Here is a 15961-nt window from a genome sequence, read left to right as displayed (position 1 = left end):
GGCTCCGCGATGATCAGTGGCAGTTGACGCAGCACCACTGGATCGGCCGGCCCTGGCACGCGGCGCCGCCGCAGGAGCCCTTGCCCATGGCGGACGGGTCGGTCAGGGTGATCCCGCCGGCCGTCGGCATGGCGTACAGCCCCGCCGACGCCTCGTCACCGACACCCGACCAGGAGACCGCCGTGGTGTCCAGGTCGGACAGGTCGATCGACACGTTCCTGCTTTCACCCATCGATTCATCCTCTTTTCGGATCGATGTGGACAGTGGAATGAAGCGTAGGCCGGTCCTGACGGGATTGACGCCGCCCTGATGTAACGGGGAGATAAAGCACGATGGAATCGTCAATTCGCGCAGGTGAAGGCCGGTCGAGAACAGAAAGATTCCGGGCGGTGACGCGGCGTAGTTCCGGTTCCACCATTCGAGATGCGCAGGTCAGATGGGGTCCGGCGATGAATTGCCGCATCAATTGCCCCCCTTTCTGATCGCGGGAAGCCGATGTAACGAGGAGATAAAGTAGGGGAGGGGCGTCAATGGGTGCGGCTGACCCTCTACTGTGAAGTGACCTGCCTATTCTGCGGTCCGGGTACGGAAAGTGCCGGGACGGGCGAGCGGATCGGGACAGCGACACCCGAACGTGACACCCGGCCCCACGAGGGCGGATTTCGGTTACCGTCCGAACGGGTGGATTGACGGGCGGTACGACGGGGCATCACCGGCGTGCGTAACGGCGGTGCCCCCGCCCGATGCGCTCACGATCATGGGCCGAAGGAGCGACATGCAGGTCTGGCCGGGCGAGAGCTACCCCCTCGGCGCCACGTACGACGGGATGGGCACCAACTTCGCGATCTTCTCCGAGGTGGCGGAGCAGATCGAGCTGTGCCTGTTCGACGAGTGGGACATCGGCACCGAGCGCCGGGTGGAGCTGCGGGAGGTCGACGCGTACGTCTGGCACGCGTACATCCCCGGCGTCGAGCCCGGCCAGCGCTACGGCTACCGGGTGCACGGGCCGTGGAACCCGGCCGAGGGGCTGCGCTGCAACCCGCACAAGCTGCTGCTGGACCCGTACGCGAAGGCGGTCGACGGGGAGATCACCTGGCACCCGTCGGTCTACGACTACGAGGTCGGCGGCGACCCGGACCGGATGAACACCGAGGACTCGGCGCCGTACATGCCGAAGTCGGTGGTGGTGAACCCGTACTTCGACTGGGGCAACGACCGGCCGCCGCGCACCCCGTACCACCATTCGGTGATCTACGAGGCGCACGTGCGGGGCCTGACCATGCGCCACCCGGGCATCCCGGAGGAGCTGCGCGGCACGTACGCGGCGATCGCCTCACCGGTGATGATCGAGCACTTCAAGCGCCTCGGCGTGACGGCGGTGGAGCTGATGCCGGTGCACGAGTTCGTGCACGACCACCGCCTGGCCGATCTGGGGCTGCGCAACTACTGGGGCTACAACACGATCGGCTTCTTCGCCCCGCACCACGGCTACTCCGCGCTGGGCCGCCTCGGCCAGCAGGTGCAGGAGTTCCGTGGCATGGTCAAGGCGCTGCACGCCGCCGGCATCGAGGTCATCCTCGACGTGGTCTACAACCACACCGCCGAGGGCAACCACCTCGGCCCGTCGCTGAGCTTCAAGGGCATCGACACCCCGAGCTACTACCGGCTCTCCGAGGACGACCGGCGCTACTTCGTCGACTACACCGGCACCGGCAACAGCCTGAACGTGCGCAGCCCGCACTCACTGCAACTGATCATGGATTCGCTGCGCTACTGGGTGACCGAGATGCACGTCGACGGCTTCCGGTTCGACCTGGCCGCCACGCTCGCCCGCGAGTTCTACGAGGTGGACCGCCTGTCCACGTTCTTCGAGGTGGTGCAGCAGGACCCGGTGGTCGGCCGGGTCAAGCTCATCGCCGAACCGTGGGACGTCGGCCCCGGCGGCTACCAGGTCGGCAACTTCCCGCCGCAGTGGACCGAGTGGAACGGCAAGTACCGCGACACCGTCCGCGACTTCTGGCGCGGCGAGCCGGCCACGCTCGCCGAGTTCGCCTCCCGCATCTCCGGCTCCGCCGACCTCTACCAGGACGACGGCCGCCGCCCGTTCCACAGCATCAACTTCGTCACCTGCCACGACGGGTTCACGCTCGCCGATCTGGTCTCCTACAACGACAAGCACAACGACGCGAACGGCGAGGACAACCGGGACGGCGAGAGCCACAACCGGTCCTGGAACTGCGGCGTCGAGGGCGACACCGACGACCCGGGCGTGCTGGCGCTGCGGGCCCGGCAGCGGCGCAACTTCCTGGCCACGCTGATCCTGTCCCAGGGCGTGCCGATGCTCGGCCACGGCGACGAGCTGGGCCGCACCCAGCGCGGCAACAACAACGCCTACTGCCAGGACAGCGAGATCGCCTGGGTCGACTGGGACCGCGCCGACACCGGGCTGCTCGACTTCGTCCGCCGGCTCACCGAGTTCCGCAACCGGCACCAGGTGTTCCGCCGCCGCCGGTTCTTCACCGGCCTGCCCGTGGGCGGCCGGGCTGCCGGCTCCGGGCTGCCCGACCTGGCCTGGTACACCCCGGACGGCCGGGAGATGACCGGCGAGGACTGGGGCAACGACTTCGGCCGCTCGGTGGCCCTGTTCGTCAACGGCGACGGCATCGGCGAGCGCGGCCAGTACGGCCAGCGCCACCGGGACAGCTCGTTCCTGCTGCTGTTCAACGCGCACGACGCGCCGCTGGACTTCACGCTGCCCGGCGAGGAGTTCGGCACCCGGTGGGAGCTGGTGATCAGCACCGCGGAACCCGATCCGGAGAAGACGATGCTCGTCGAGGCGGGCGGCACGGTCTGCGTGCCGGACCGCTCGCTGCTGGTCCTGGAGAGGACGGCCTGACCGATGCCCGACACCCCCCGCTCGACCTACCGGGTCCAGGTGCGTCCCGGCTTCGACCTGGACGCCTCGGCCGAGCTGGCGGGTTACCTCGCCGCGCTCGGCGTCACCCACCTCTACACCGCGCCCCTGCTCACCGCCACCCCCGGCTCCACGCACGGCTACGACGTCGTCGACCATCGCGAGGTCAACCCGCAGCTCGGCGGCGAGGCCGCCCGGGCGCGGCTGGTCCGGGCGCTGCGCGCGGCCGGGCTGGGCCTGGTCGTGGACATCGTGCCCAACCACGCCGGGGTGGCCCGCCCCGACGCCAACCCGGCCTGGTGGGACGTGCTGCGGCGGGGACGCGAATCGGCGTACGCGCGCTGGTTCGACATCGACTGGGACCGCGGGCGGCTGCTGCTGCCGGTGCTCGCCGACACCGCCGACGCGCTCGACGACCTGAAGCTCGTCGACGGGGAACTGCGCTACCACGAGCACCGCTTCCCGGTCGCCGACGGCACCGGCGACGGCACGCCCCGCCAGGTGCACGACCGGCAGCACTACGAGCTGGTGAACTGGCGGCGCGGCGACGCCGAGCTGACGTACCGCCGGTTCTTCGCCGTCTCCGACCTGGCCGGCCTGCGGGTGGAGGAACCGGAGGTGTTCGACGCCACCCACGCGGAGATCCTGCGCTGGGTCGACGCCGGGGAGGTCGACGGCATCCGCGTCGACCATCCGGACGGGCTGCGCGACCCGGCCGGCTACCTGGCCCGGTTGCGCGCCGCCGCGCCGGAACGCTGGCTGGTGGTGGAGAAGATCCTGGAGTACGGCGAGGACCTGCCGGACTGGCCGGTCGACGGCACCACCGGCTACGACGCGCTGGCCGCCGTGTCCGGGTTGTTCGTCGACCCGGACGCCGAACCGGAGTTCACCACGCTCGACGGCCGGCTCACCGGGCGGCACACGTCCTGGGAGGACCTGACGCACGCCACCAAGCTGGAGGCCGCCACCCGGCTGCTCGCCGCCGAGCTGACCCGCCTGGCCGCGCTCGTGCCGGAGCTGCCGGGCGAGCAGGTCCGCGCCGCCCTGGCCGAGCTGGCCGCGTGCTTCCCGGTCTACCGCGGATACCCGCCCGAAGGTGCCCGGCACCTGGCCGCCGCCCGCAGCGAGGCGGGCCGCCGCCGCCCCGACCTGACCGGCGTGCTCGACCAGGTCACCGCCCGGCTGCGCGACCCCGGCCACGAGCTGGCCGCCCGGTTCCCGCAGCTGACCGGCGCGGTGATGGCCAAGGGCGTGGAGGACACCGCGTACTACCGGTGGAGCCGGTTCGTCGCCCTCAACGAGGTCGGCGGCAGCCCGGCCCACTTCGGGGTGCCCCCGGCCGAGCTGCACCGGTTCGCCGCCAGCCGGCACGTGCGCTGGCCGGCGAGCATGACCGCGCTGTCCACCCACGACACCAAGCGCGGCGAGGACGTCCGCGCCCGCCTCGCGGTGCTGTCCGAGCTGCCCGGCCGCTGGGCCGAGCGGGTCGCCGACTGGATGTCGCGCGCGCCCCTGGCCGACCCGGCGCTGGCCCACCTGCTCTGGCAGACCGCCGTCGGGGCGTGGCCGATCGAACGGGAGAGACTGCACGGGTACGCCGAGAAGGCCGCCCGGGAGGCGTCGGTCACCACCAGCTGGGCCGACCCGGACCCGGCCTTCGAGCACGAGATGCACGCCCTGGTCGACCGGATGTACGACGACCCGGAACTGCACGCCCAGATCACCGCGTTCGCCGCCGAGATCACCCCGCCCGGCTGGTCGAACGCGCTCGGGCAGAAGCTGGTGCAGCTCGCCATGCCCGGCGTGCCCGACGTCTACCAGGGCACCGAGCTGTGGGAGAACTCGCTCGTCGACCCGGACAACAGGCGGCCCGTCGACTTCGCCGTACGCCGGGACCTGCTGGCCCGGCTCGACGCCGGCTGGCGGCCCGCGGTGGCCGGCGACGGCGCGGCCAAGCTGCTCGTGGTGTCCCGGACGCTGCGGCTGCGTCGCGACCGCCCGGACCTGTTCGGCGGCTACCGGCCGGTGCCGGCGCGCGGCCCGGCCGCCGCGCACGCGGTGGCCTTCGACCGTGGTGGCGCCTTCGCGGTGGCGACTCGGCTGCCGTTGCGGCTGGCCCGTTCCGGCGGCTGGCGGGACACGGCGCTGTCACTTCCCGTTCACGAGTGCACCGACTTGTTCACCGGGCGGGTCTACAGTGGTTCTGAGCTGCTCCTTCATGATCTGCTGAGCACCTACCCCGTCGCCCTCCTCGCACCCACCGACTCAGTGGAGGCCGCCGCATGACCGAGTTCACGGTGTGGGCGCCCGAGGCCGCCCGGGTGCGGCTGCGCCTTTCCGGTGCCGCCGACCACGCGATGCGTCAGGGGCCGGACGGCTGGTGGCGGGTCGAGGTGCCCGACGCCGGGCCCGGCACCGACTACGCGTTCCTGCTCGACGACGACGAGCAGGCCCTGCCCGACCCCCGCTCGGCCTGGCAGCCGGCGGGGGTGCACGGGCCCAGTCGGCTCTACGACCACGCCGCGTTCGGCTGGACCGACGCCGCCTGGACCGGCCGGCAGCTGCCCGGCAGCGTGCTGTACGAGCTGCACATCGGCACGTTCACACCGGAGGGCACGTTCGACGGTGCGATCGCCAGGCTCGACCACCTCGTCGACCTCGGCGTGGACATGGTCGAGCTGCTGCCCGTCAACGCGTTCAACGGCGAGTACAACTGGGGCTACGACGGTGTCTGCTGGTACGCCCCGCACGAGCCGTACGGCGGCCCGGACGGCCTGAAACGGTTCGTCGACGCCGCCCACGCCAAGGGCCTGGGGGTGATCCTCGACGTCGTCTACAACCATTTCGGGCCCTCCGGGGCCTACGCGCCGCGGTTCGCGCCGTACCTCACCGAGCAGAGCAACACGTGGGGCCGCACCGTCAACCTGGACGGCCCGCACTCCGACGGGGTACGCCGCTACATCGCCGACAGCGTGCTGGGCTGGCTGCGTGACTACCACGTCGACGGGCTGCGGCTGGACGCCGTGCACGCCATGCCGGACGGCCGGGCCGTGCACTGGCTGGAGGAGGTCGCCGCGGAGGTGGAGGCGCTGTCCACGCACCTCGGCCGGCCGCTGTCGCTGATCGCCGAGAGCGACCTCAACGACCCGCGCCTGATCACGCCCCGCGAGGCGGGCGGCTACGGCCTGCACGCACAGTGGAACGACGACGCCCACCACGCGCTGCACACGCTGCTCACCGGCGAACGGCAGGGCTACTACGGCGACTTCGGCTCCCTCGAATGCCTCACCGACGTGCTGACCGGCGGGTTCTTCCACGCCGGCACCTGGTCCAGCTTCCGGGGCCGCAGCCACGGCCGCCCGGTCGACAGGCAGCGCACCCCCGGCCACCGCTTCGTGGCGTACCTGCAGAACCACGACCAGATCGGCAACCGGGCCACCGGCGACCGGATCTCCGCCACCCTGTCGCCCGGGCTGCTGCGCGTCGGCGCGACGCTGCTGATGACCGCGCCGTTCACGCCGATGCTGTTCATGGGGGAGGAGTGGGCGGCCTCCACGCCGTGGCAGTTCTTCACCAGCCACCCCGAGCCGGAACTCGCCGTGGCGGTCGCCACCGGCCGCAGACGCGAGTTCGCCGACCACGGCTGGGCCACCGAGGACGTGCCGGACCCGCAGGACCCGCAGACGTTCCTGCGGTCCCGGCTGGACTGGGCCGAGTTGGACAAGCCGGAACACCGCGAGACGTACGACCTCTACCGGCGGCTGATCGCGCTGCGCCGTTCCCGGGCCGACCTGTCCGACCCACGGCTGGACCGGGTCGACGTCCGCCACGGCGACCGGTTCCTGGTGATGCGGCGCGGCGAGACGCTCGTGGTGGCGAACCTGGCCGGCCGGGCGCAGCGGATCAACCTGCCCGGCGTGGTACGCCGCGTGCTGCTCGCCACCTCCGAGGGCGTCACCGTGATGCGTGACGGCATCGAGCTGCCGCCGGAGAGCGCGGCGATCGTGGCGCTCTGACCGCTCACGGGTGAAGTTTGCGCCGTACCGCCTCGGCGGCGGCGTGACCGAGTTCCTCGTACAACGCGAGTGACCGCAGCCAGGCGTCCCGGGCCGCGTCCCGCCGCCCGGCCGCGGCCCACGTGTCGCCGAGGTGGTCCAGCACGATGCCCTCGGCATGCCGGTCGCCGATCTCGGCGAACAGGGCGAGGGCCTGGTGGAAACAGTCGACCGCCTGGTCGTACTCGCCGAGGTGGTGGTGGGCGAAGCCGATGCTGTCCCACGTGTTCGCCTGCCCGTACGCGCTCCCGGCCTGCTCGGACAGTGCGAGTGCGCGGCGGCAGAACGTGATCGCGTCGTGGTGCTCGCCGAGCTGCGAGTGGTACCAGCCGATCGCGTTGAGCGCGACCGCCTGCTTGAGCGGGCTCCCGACCCGTTCGTAGAGGGCGAGGCTCCGCCGGGCGTGCGGCAGGGCCTCGCGGGGCTGCCGCTGCCGGTCGTGGAGCATGCTGAGGTCGAAGTGGGTGTGCGCCCGTCCCTCGTCGTCGCCCAGGGCGGCGAACAGGTCCAGCGCCGCGAGCAGGTTGCGCTGCGCCTCGGCGTACCGGCCGAGGTTGGAGCAGGCCCCGGCCAGGAGCCGGTGCGCCTGCGCCTGCGCCGGGCGGTCACCCGAGCGCCCGGTCGCCTCGACCGCCCGGCGGGCCACCGCGGCCCAGTCGTGCCAGTGGCCCTGCCTGTCGAAGTACGTGGCCAGGGTCCACGAGAGCTGCCCGGCCGCGGCGTCGAGGCCGTTGCCGGCGGCGTACTCGATGGTCGCGAGGAGCACCTGGTGCTCGCGGGTGAACCAGGCCAGCGCCGCCGCCAGGTCGTCGAGCCGTTCGACGGTCACCCCCGGCGCGGCGGGGGTGAGGGTCAGCGGGTCGCGCTGCGGTGACAGCAGGAGCGCGGCCGCGTGCGCAGTGTGCAGATGGTGGTCGACCAGCCGGCACAGCGCGGACCGGGAACCGGCCTCGTCCCCGCCCGCCCGCTCGACCGCGTACGTCCGGACCAGGTCGTGCATGCGGTACCGGCCCGCGACGTGCTCCTGCACGAGGTGCGCGTCGACGAGCTCGCGTAGCAGCGGGCGCAACCCGTCCGGCGTACGGGCGGTCAGGCCGGCCGCCGCGGCCCGGCCGATGTCCGGGCCCGGGGCGAGGCCGAGCAGCGTGAACACCTCCGCGGCCTCCGGCGTGAGCGCCGCCAGCGAGCGGGACAGCACCACCCGCAGGTTCGTCGTCACCTCGTCGCCGGTCAGCGCGTCCAGCGGGCTGACCGCGGTGGTCAGCTCGGCCGCGACGGACGACAGGGCGAGTTCCGGGTTGAGCGCGGCACGGGCCGCCACGATCCCGAGAGCCAGCGGCAGACCCCCGCAGAACCGCAGGATGTCCGCGACCGCGTCCGGCTGCCCGCTCACCCGCGCGGCGCCCACCTGCCGGACGATCAGCTCGCGGGCCTCGTCGTCGGGCAGCACGTCCAGCGGCAGCGGCCGCGCGCCGTGGGTGGTGACGAGGCCGGCCAGTTGCCGTCGGCTGGTCACCAGGACCGCGCTCGTGGGGGTGCCGGGCAGCAGCGGGACCACCGTGGCGGCGTCGCGGGCGTCGTCGAGGACGATCAGCATCCGCCGGCCGGCGACGAGCGTGCGGTACAGCGACGCCTGGACCTCCGGATCGGCCGGGACGCGTGCCGGTTCGACGCCGAGCGCCTCGAGGAAGCCGCGCACGGCCACCGGCCAACCGACCGGGTCCCCGGTCGGGTCGAAGCCGCGCAGGTTGACGTAGAGCTGCCCGTCGGGGAAGCGGCCGGCGTTGGCGTGCGCCCAGCGCAGCGCCAGCCAGGTCTTGCCGACGCCACCGCCGCCGCCGATGGACGAGATCACCACCGGTGACCCGGCGCCGTCCGGGTGGCCCGCGTCGGCGAGTTGCTCGTCGAGGCGCGCGAGCTGGGCGGTACGGCCGGCGAAGACCCCTGGTGACGCGGGTAACTGCCGGGGCACGGTACTCGCATCCCGGGCCGCGCCGGGCGACCGGTCGGTGGCCGGCGTGCCCGGTTCCCCGTCTGCCGGGAGGTCCGGCGGCGCGATCGCCGCGTCGGCGGTGAGGATCTGCTGGTAGAGCTGTGCCAGCGGCGGGCTGGGGTCGGCGCCGATCTCGGCGGCCAGCCTCCGGCGCAGCCGGTGGAAGTGCTCCAACGCGTCGGCCTGCCGCCCGCACCGGTACAACGCGAGCATCGCCTGCGCCGCCAGGCGCTCGTCCCACGGGTACCGGCCGCTCAGATCCAGGACGTCGGGGAGGAGACGGGCGTGCGTGCCCCGGCGCAGCGCGATGTCGTTGCGGTCCAGTGCGGCCGCGAGTCGCTGCCGGTCGAGGGTCTGCCGGTAGGCCGCCAGCCACGGCGTGGTCAGCCCGTCGAACGCCTCGCCGCGCCAGAGTCCGAGCGCCCGCTCCAGAGCGCTGATCGCTGTCGCGTCGTCCTCGGCGCGCCGGGCCTGCTCGGTCAGCGAGCGGAAGCGGTGCAGGTCGACGCGGTCCGGGTCGACGGCGAGCAGGTAGCCGGGATGACGCCGGACGATGCGGACGTCGTCCGTGCCGGCCAGCGCGTGCCGCAGCCGCGACAGGTAGCCACGCAGCGTGGCGGCGGCCCCGTCCGGCACCTCGTCGCCCCAGACCCGGCTGATCAGCTGCCCGGTCGCGACGACCCGGTTGGGCTCGACCAGCAGAGCGGCGAGGACACACTGTTGACGGGCGTGACCGATCCGGACCGCCCGGCCGTCGACCCGGACGTCCAGGTCGCCGAGCACCCGGAACTCCACCGCCACGGACTGTCACGGTAGCCGCGGACGGTGGTGGTCGGACCGGGCGTGACGACGATCCGACAGGCGGCAGCGCGACGGTCCGCGTTCCCGGTCTCCCGGTGCGCGGACCGCCGTGCCGGCGGGATCACGGGCAGTTGATCGGGAGATCCAGCGTGGGCCGGAAATCGTCGATCACCGCGTCCGGGCCGCAGTTGCCGTCGTCCCAGCCGGGGCCGCCGACCAGGGTGTCCACGCCCTGGTCGCCGAAGAGGTGGTCGTCGTTGCTGCCGCCGTCCACGCGGTCGTCGCCGTCCAGGGCGCTGGGCCCGATGAAGCGGTCGCCGTGGATGGTGTCGACGCCACCGTCGCCGTGGAGGTTGTCGTTGCCCAGGTCGCCCCAGATGTCGTCGCCGTGAAAGCCGCCGTAGACGATGTCGTCGCCGCTGTTGGCCTGGATGCTGTCGCTGCCGGCGAGCCCGCAGATGACGTCGTCGTAGACGCTTCCGACGATGACGTCGGAACCGGTTGTGCCGATGATGAACTCCGGGCCGTTGCTGTTGGTGCTGGTGTAGAGCCCGCCGACGGGCACGTACTGCGGGTCGTATCCGAACGGCACCGGTGCCCCGGAGTAGGGGCCGCAGTCGGGGGGGACGATGTAGGCCGCCGACGCCGGGGTGGTGCCGCCGGCCAGGCCCGCGGCGGCCAGGACGAGCGCCCCGATCACCGAGGCGGCGGTACGGGCGGTGGAGAGGTACCGGTGTGACATGACGCTTCTCCCTTGCGGTTGATGTGTACGAGAAGCGTCACCGGCGAGCGTTCAGCGGACGTGCAGCAAACGTGCAGCCCGGCGGCGTCGGCGTCGATCTTGGACTTGTGGCGCCTCGAAGGTCGCACATGTCCGGTTCGCGAACCACCACAACTCCAAGATCGGCGGAGCGGGGAGCGGTGAGTTCGTCCAGGCAGCGCGGTCCTACCTCCGACGGCCCGACCCTGGAGGTTTCATGTCCGACACGCTGACCCGCCGTGAGCTGTGGGCGCTCGCGCACGCCGAGCGCGCCGCCCTGGCCGACGACCTCGCCGATCTCGACCCGGCGCGGTGGGCCCGGCCCTCGCTGTGCGGCAGGTGGACGGTGGAGGAGACGCTCGCGCACCTGACGGCGGCGGCGAGCGTCGGCCGGGCCCGCTGGGTCGCCAGTGTGCTCGGCGCCCGGTTCGACTTCGACCTGCACAACGACCGCCGGCTGGCCGAGCGCCGGGGCGCCGACCCGGGGGAGACGCTCGACCGGTTCCGCCGGATCATCGGCAGCACCACGTCCACGTTCGGGCCGACCGAGGCGTGGCTCGGTGAGGTGGTCGTGCACGCCCAGGACATCCGGCGGCCGCTCGGCCTGACCCGGACGCCCTCGGTCGAGGCCGTCACGCCCGTTGCCCGGTTCTACGCCGGGCGGGACTTCACGGTGGCCGGGCGCAGCGCGATCGAGGGCCTGCGGGTGGAGGCGACCGACGGGCCGTTCACCGCCGGCGCCGGCCCGCTGGTCAGCGGCACCACTGTCGCGCTGATGATGGCGATGGCCGGGCGGGCCGCGTACTGCGACGACCTCACCGGGCCCGGAGTCCCGACCCTGCGGGAGCGGTGCGCGCCCGCGTGACCGAGGCCGCTGACCCGGGGTCGGGCCCGGGTCAGGACCTCGGCAGCGTCAGGATCTCCGCGCCGTCGTCGGTGATGGCGATGGTGTGCTCGCTGTGCGCGGTGCGGCAGCCGGTCGCGCTGCGCAGCGTCCACCCGTCGGCGTCGGTGACGAGCGTGGCGGTGTCCGCCATCACCCACGGCTCCAGCGCCAGGAGCAGCCCGGGACGCAGCGTGTAGCCGCGCCCGGGTCGCCCGGTGTTCGACACGTGCGGGTCCTGGTGCATCGTCGACCCGACGCCGTGGCCGCCGAACTCGGTGTTCACCGAGTATCCGGCTTCGGTGAGGACCGAGCCGATGGCGTACGACAGGTCGCCGACGCGGGCGCCGGGACGGGCCGCGGCGATCCCGGCGCGCAACGCCCGCTCGGTCGCGTCGATGAGCGCGACGCTCTCCGCGGGCCGGGCGTCCCCGACGATGAAGCTGATCGCGGAGTCGGCCACCACCCCGCCCAGCGAGACGGCCAGGTCGAGGCTGAGCAGGTCGCCGTCGGCGAGCGCGTAGTCGTGCGGCAGCCCGTGCAGGACCGCGTCGTTGACCGAGGTGCAGATGTAGTGGCCGAACGGCCCGCGCCCGAACGACGGCTCGTAGTCGACGTAGCAGGACTGCGCCCCGGCCTCGACGATCATGCGTTGCGCCTGCCTGTCGATGTCGAGCAGGTTCGTGCCGACGGTGGTGCTGCTCCGAAGCGTCCGCAGGATGTGGGCGACCAGGGCGCCGGTGTCCCGCGCCCGCCGTACGTCGGTGGGGCTCAGGATCTCGATCATGCAGGGCGCCTTCCACTCGCGCGACCAATAAGTATCCCGGCCATGTTATCCCGGTATTAGAATCCTGGCATGGTCCGGTTGCCCCTCACTCCTGCCGAGGTCGAGCGCGGGCAGCGCCTCGGCGCGCTCCTGCGCCGCGCCCGGGGTGAGCGTTCGATGCTGCTCACCGCGCTCGACGCCGGAGTCTCCCCGGAGACCCTCCGGAAGATCGAGTCCGGCCGTGTCGCCACGCCGGCGTTCCCCACCATCGCCGCCATCGCCGACGTCCTCGGCCTCTCCCTCGACGAGGTGTGGTCCGAGATCAACCGGTCCGACACCGCGGTCCGTCTCGCACCGTCGGAGCGGCGTCTGGCCTCGTAGGTCGCCCTGTCGGCGAAGGGAGCATACCGAGTATGTAAGCTCCGGCGCATGTCACCCTCGCGTCGCGCCGTCGCGCTTGTCGTACCCGTCGCCGGTTTCCTGCTCGGTTTCCTGGACTTCGTCTGGATCAAGTGGGTGCCGTTCCCCTTCGCCGAACTCGGCAACTCCACCGCCACCTGGGCGGTGGCCGCGTTCGCGCTGGGCTGGTGGATCCGCTCGGGCGCGGTGCGCGCCGCGGTGGCCGCCACCGTCCTGCTGATCGTCGCGGTGCCCAGCTACTACCTGGCGGCGACGCTGCTCCAGGGCGACGACATCGCCGTGATCTGGGCGCTCACCTCGTTCGTCTGGATGGCGTTCGGCGTGGTGGCGGGCGTGGTGTTCGGCGTCGCCGGAATCTGGGCGCGGACGCAGGGATGGCGGCGCGTCGTCGGGGTCGCGCTGCCGGTGGCCGTGTTCGTCGAGGAGGCGCTGCGGTTCGCGCTGAAGTCGCGTTCCGGTTATCCCGGAGCGTGGTGGAACGTCGCCATCGACCTCGGGCTCGCCGCGCTGCTGGTGGTGCTGATCGGCCGGTCCGCCCGGGTGCGGCTGCTCGCCGCTGCGGTGGCGCTGCCGCTGGCCGCGGCGGGCGCGGTCACGTTCACCGTCATCGCGGGCTGACCTGCCCCGTCGGACCGCCCTGCCGGCCGAGGCGGCGAGCCACAGGGCCCGCCGAGGCGGCGAGCCACGGTGCCGGCCGAGGCGCGAGCCACAGGGCCGGCCCAGGCGGCGAGCACCGGCCCGACCGGGATCAGCGACAATGATCCGAGAACGGCGTGGTCCGGACGACGGGGGAGGAAACGGGTGATCCGACGGCAGGTGCTCGCGGCGGCGATGCTCACGGCAACGGTTCTGGTGGCCGGCTGCACGAAGGACCGGCCCGCAGCCGCGCCGCCCACCAGCGCCCCGGCCACATCCACGCCGAGCGCCACACCGAGCGCCGAGCCGGTGCCCGCACCGGCCGAGCTGGCGGCGCTGGAGCGGCGCTCGGGTGCCCGGATCGGCGTCTACGCCGTCGACACCGGCACCGGCCGCACCCTCGCGCACCGGGCCGACGAGCGGTTCGCGTACGCCTCGACGTGCAAGGCCCTCGCGGCCGGCGCGATGCTGGCCGCCACGTCCGACGCCGACCGGGACCGGGTGGTCCGCTACCGGCGCGCCGACCTGGTAGCGCACTCCCCGGTGACCGAACGGCACGTGGAGACCGGCATGACACTGCGGGACGCCGCCGAGGCAGCGGTGCGGTACAGCGACAACACCGCCGGCAACCTGCTGTTCGACGCGCTCGGCGGCCCGGCCGGCTTCGCGCGGGCACTCCGGGACGTGGGCGACCGCGTCACCCGGCCCGCCCGCACCGAGCCGGAACTCAACGCGGCCACGCCCGGCGACGAGCGCGACACCAGCACGCCCCGGGCGCTGGCCGGCTCGCTGCGGGCGTACACGCTGGGGGAGACCCTGCCGCCCGCGGACCGCGACCTGCTGCTGGGCTGGATGCGGGCCAGCACCACCGGCAGCGGGCTGGTCCGGGCCGGCGTGCCGGCCGGCTGGCAGGTGGCGGACAAGTCCGGCACCGGCGGGTACGGCACCCGCAACGACATCGCCGTGGTGTGGCCGCCCGACGGGGCGCCGATCGTGCTGGCGGTCATGACCAGCCGCGACAGCCGCGACGCGGAGCCCGACGACGCGCTGGTCGCCCAGGCCGCGCGGGCGGCGGTGACCGCGTTGCGCTGACCGGAGGCCCGGGTCAGGGGATGGGCCACTCGTGCACGGGCCGGTTGCTGTGCATCAAGTCGACGTAGTGGCGGACCACCTCGCGCAGCGCGGCCGGCCGGTCCAGGTGGTCGGCCGACTCCAGCCGGTGCAGCGTCTCCACCTGCCACGTCGCGCCGTTGCGGCTGGTCAGGCAGCGCTGCTCGGCGATGCCGAGCAGCCGGTCCCGTTCCGCCGGGTCCACGCCCCACCGGTCCAGCCCGTGGTGGGCCATCGGCAGCAGCCGGCGCAGCACCAGCTCGGTCACCGGCAGATAGCCCAGCCCGGGCCAGTACACCTGGGCGTCGATGCCGTGCCGGGCGCAGGCGTTGAAGTTCTCCTCGGCCGCGCTGAACGACATCTGCGACCACAGCGGGCGGTCGGACTCGGCGAGCGCCCGCACCAGGCCGAAGTAGAACGCGCCGTTGGCGACCGTGTCCAGCACCGTCGGCCCGGCCGGCAGCACCCGGTTCTCCACCCGCAGGTGCGGCCGGCCCTTGAGCACGTCGTAGACCGGCCGGTTCCACCGGTAGATGGTGCCGTTGTGCAGCCGCAGCTCGGCCAGCTTCGGCACCCCGCCGCTGTGCAGCGTGGTCGCCGGGTCCTCCGCGTCGCAGACCGGCAGCAGCGCCGGGAAGTACCGCACGTTCTCCTCGAACAGGTCGAACACCGAGGTGATCCAGCGTTCGCCGAACCACACCCGCGGGCGTACGCCCTGGGCCTTGATCTCCTCCGCCCGGGTGTCGGTGGCCTGCTGGAACAGTGGCACCCGGGTCTCGCGCCACAACTCCCGGCCGAAGAACAGCGGGGAGTTCGCGCCGAGCGCCACCTGGATGCCGGCGATCGCCTGCGCGGCGTTCCAGTAGTCGGCGAACTGGGCGGGGCTGACCTGGAGGTGGAACTGGGTGCTGGTGCACGCCGCCTCCGGCGTGATCGTGTCGGCGGTGGTGGCCAGCCGCTCCACCCCGCTGATCGCGATCGGCAGGTCCTCGCCGCGGGCGGCGAAGATCTGCTCGTTGAGCAGCGCGTACCGGGGGTTGGCCGACAGCGTCTCTGCGGTCAGGTGCTCCGGGCGCAGCGTCGGCAGGATCCCGACCATCACCATGTGCGCGCCCACCGTGCGGGCCTTTTCCTCGGCGGCGTTCAGGCTGGCCCGCACGTGTTCCTCGAACGCGGCGGTGCCGGTGCCGGCGAGCCGCCGCGGCTCGACGTTGATCTCCACGTTGAACTGGCCCAGCTCGGTCTGGAACGCCGGGTCGGCGATCGCCTCCAGCACGTCGGCGTTGCGCATGGCCGGGTCGAAGGCGTCGTCGACCAGGTTCAGCTCGATCTCCAGGCCGGTCATCGGCCGCTCCACGTCGAAGCGGGACTCGCGCAGCATCTCGGCGAACACGTCCAGGCATCGCCGGACCTTCTCGCGATAGCGGGCCCGGTCCTCCCGGCTGAAGGTACGCACGCCGACGTCCTCGCCCATGGTCACCACCCTGTCACCGTTGGTTCTCCCCAACCTCGCACGGAGTGGCGGGTCAGGAAAGGCCCGGAGGCCTTTTCTGTACCCCGTGGCGGCCCCGGTGATCCCCGTCGCGGGCCGGCGGGTTCCGTCCGGGGCGCCCGGCGCGGGC

12 protein-coding genes are annotated in these 15961 nt (G+C 72.9%); 7 read left to right on the top strand and 5 right to left on the bottom strand.

Going from position 1 to position 15961, the window contains the following annotated elements; genetic code table 11:
* Positions 1-13 precede the first annotated feature (13 nt).
* Positions 14-232 carry a hypothetical protein gene (locus tag O7604_RS25535; RefSeq protein WP_281578034.1) on the bottom strand — a complete coding sequence of 73 codons (219 nt, stop codon included), beginning with the start codon at positions 230-232 and terminating at the stop codon, positions 14-16.
* Between the two features lie 544 nt (positions 233-776).
* Here O7604_RS25535 and glgX point away from each other — a divergent pair.
* From glgX to treZ, 3 genes are read left to right on the top strand one after another with little or no spacing between them, the layout of a single operon-like run.
* Positions 777-2897 carry a glycogen debranching protein GlgX gene (glgX, locus tag O7604_RS25530; protein ID WP_281578033.1) on the top strand — a complete coding sequence of 707 codons (2121 nt, stop codon included), beginning with the start codon at positions 777-779 and terminating at the stop codon, positions 2895-2897.
* A gap of 3 nt (positions 2898-2900) precedes the next feature.
* The gene (gene treY / locus O7604_RS25525) at positions 2901-5201 is read left to right on the top strand and encodes a malto-oligosyltrehalose synthase (protein WP_281578032.1); all 2301 of its coding nucleotides are present in this window, start codon (positions 2901-2903) and stop codon (positions 5199-5201) included.
* Positions 5198-6931 carry a malto-oligosyltrehalose trehalohydrolase gene (gene treZ / locus O7604_RS25520; RefSeq protein ID WP_281578031.1) on the top strand — a complete coding sequence of 578 codons (1734 nt, stop codon included), beginning with the start codon at positions 5198-5200 and terminating at the stop codon, positions 6929-6931. The genes treY and treZ overlap by 4 nt, the downstream gene beginning before the upstream one ends.
* A gap of 4 nt (positions 6932-6935) precedes the next feature.
* Here the strand turns inward: treZ and O7604_RS25515 are convergent, their stop codons facing one another.
* Positions 6936-9764, bottom strand: a complete 2829-nt coding sequence (locus tag O7604_RS25515; protein ID WP_281578030.1) for a BTAD domain-containing putative transcriptional regulator — start codon at positions 9762-9764, stop codon at positions 6936-6938.
* Positions 9765-9885: 121 nt separating this feature from the next.
* Positions 9886-10506, bottom strand: coding sequence for a hemolysin (locus O7604_RS25510; protein WP_281578029.1), 621 nt, complete (start codon positions 10504-10506; stop codon positions 9886-9888).
* 235 nt (positions 10507-10741) lie between these two features.
* On the opposite strand from O7604_RS25510, the gene O7604_RS25505 reads away from it, so the two are divergent.
* A complete protein-coding gene (locus tag O7604_RS25505) occupies positions 10742-11389 on the top strand; it encodes a maleylpyruvate isomerase family mycothiol-dependent enzyme (RefSeq protein WP_281578028.1) in 648 nt (215 codons plus the stop codon).
* Between the two features lie 31 nt (positions 11390-11420).
* Here O7604_RS25505 and map read toward each other — a convergent pair whose 3' ends face one another.
* Positions 11421-12194, bottom strand: a complete 774-nt coding sequence (map, locus tag O7604_RS25500; RefSeq protein WP_281578027.1) for a type I methionyl aminopeptidase — start codon at positions 12192-12194, stop codon at positions 11421-11423.
* A gap of 69 nt (positions 12195-12263) precedes the next feature.
* Here map and O7604_RS25495 point away from each other — a divergent pair, with 69 nt between their 5' ends.
* The 3 genes from O7604_RS25495 (at position 12264) to bla (ending at position 14321) form a co-directional block, all read left to right on the top strand.
* Positions 12264-12554: a helix-turn-helix transcriptional regulator gene (locus tag O7604_RS25495; RefSeq protein WP_269706520.1), complete on the top strand. Its 291-nt coding sequence runs from the start codon at positions 12264-12266 to the stop codon at positions 12552-12554.
* A 48-nt stretch (positions 12555-12602) separates the two neighbouring features.
* Positions 12603-13211 carry a DUF6518 family protein gene (locus O7604_RS25490; protein ID WP_281578026.1) on the top strand — a complete coding sequence of 203 codons (609 nt, stop codon included), beginning with the start codon at positions 12603-12605 and terminating at the stop codon, positions 13209-13211.
* 183 nt (positions 13212-13394) lie between these two features.
* Complete coding sequence (gene bla, locus O7604_RS25485; protein WP_269706518.1) at positions 13395-14321, top strand: class A beta-lactamase; 927 nt, start codon at positions 13395-13397, stop codon at positions 14319-14321.
* A 13-nt stretch (positions 14322-14334) separates the two neighbouring features.
* Here bla and O7604_RS25480 read toward each other — a convergent pair whose 3' ends face one another.
* On the bottom strand, positions 14335-15813 hold the full coding sequence (locus O7604_RS25480; protein ID WP_281578025.1) for a glutamate--cysteine ligase: 1479 nt from the start codon (positions 15811-15813) through the stop codon (positions 14335-14337).
* Positions 15814-15961 lie beyond the last annotated feature (148 nt).

Origin of the sequence: Micromonospora sp. WMMA1947, assembly GCF_027497355.1 — a bacterium.
Classification (GTDB): Bacteria; Actinomycetota; Actinomycetes; order Mycobacteriales; family Micromonosporaceae; genus Micromonospora.
This window is presented reverse-complemented; position numbering and strand designations above follow the sequence as displayed.

Excerpts from the sequence above, each read along its gene's own strand:
- O7604_RS25535 (WP_281578034.1), bottom strand. The coding sequence starts at position 232 with ATGGGTGAAAGCAGGAACGTGTCGATCGACCTGTCCGACCTGGACACC.
- glgX (WP_281578033.1), top strand. The coding sequence starts at position 777 with ATGCAGGTCTGGCCGGGCGAGAGCTACCCCCTCGGCGCCACGTACGAC.
- treY (WP_281578032.1), top strand. The coding sequence starts at position 2,901 with ATGCCCGACACCCCCCGCTCGACCTACCGGGTCCAGGTGCGTCCCGGC.
- treZ (WP_281578031.1), top strand. The coding sequence starts at position 5,198 with ATGACCGAGTTCACGGTGTGGGCGCCCGAGGCCGCCCGGGTGCGGCTG.
- O7604_RS25510 (WP_281578029.1), bottom strand. The coding sequence starts at position 10,506 with ATGTCACACCGGTACCTCTCCACCGCCCGTACCGCCGCCTCGGTGATC.
- O7604_RS25505 (WP_281578028.1), top strand. The coding sequence starts at position 10,742 with ATGTCCGACACGCTGACCCGCCGTGAGCTGTGGGCGCTCGCGCACGCC.
- map (WP_281578027.1), bottom strand. The coding sequence starts at position 12,194 with ATGATCGAGATCCTGAGCCCCACCGACGTACGGCGGGCGCGGGACACC.
- O7604_RS25495 (WP_269706520.1), top strand. The coding sequence starts at position 12,264 with ATGGTCCGGTTGCCCCTCACTCCTGCCGAGGTCGAGCGCGGGCAGCGC.
- O7604_RS25490 (WP_281578026.1), top strand. The coding sequence starts at position 12,603 with ATGTCACCCTCGCGTCGCGCCGTCGCGCTTGTCGTACCCGTCGCCGGT.
- O7604_RS25480 (WP_281578025.1), bottom strand. The coding sequence starts at position 15,813 with ATGGGCGAGGACGTCGGCGTGCGTACCTTCAGCCGGGAGGACCGGGCC.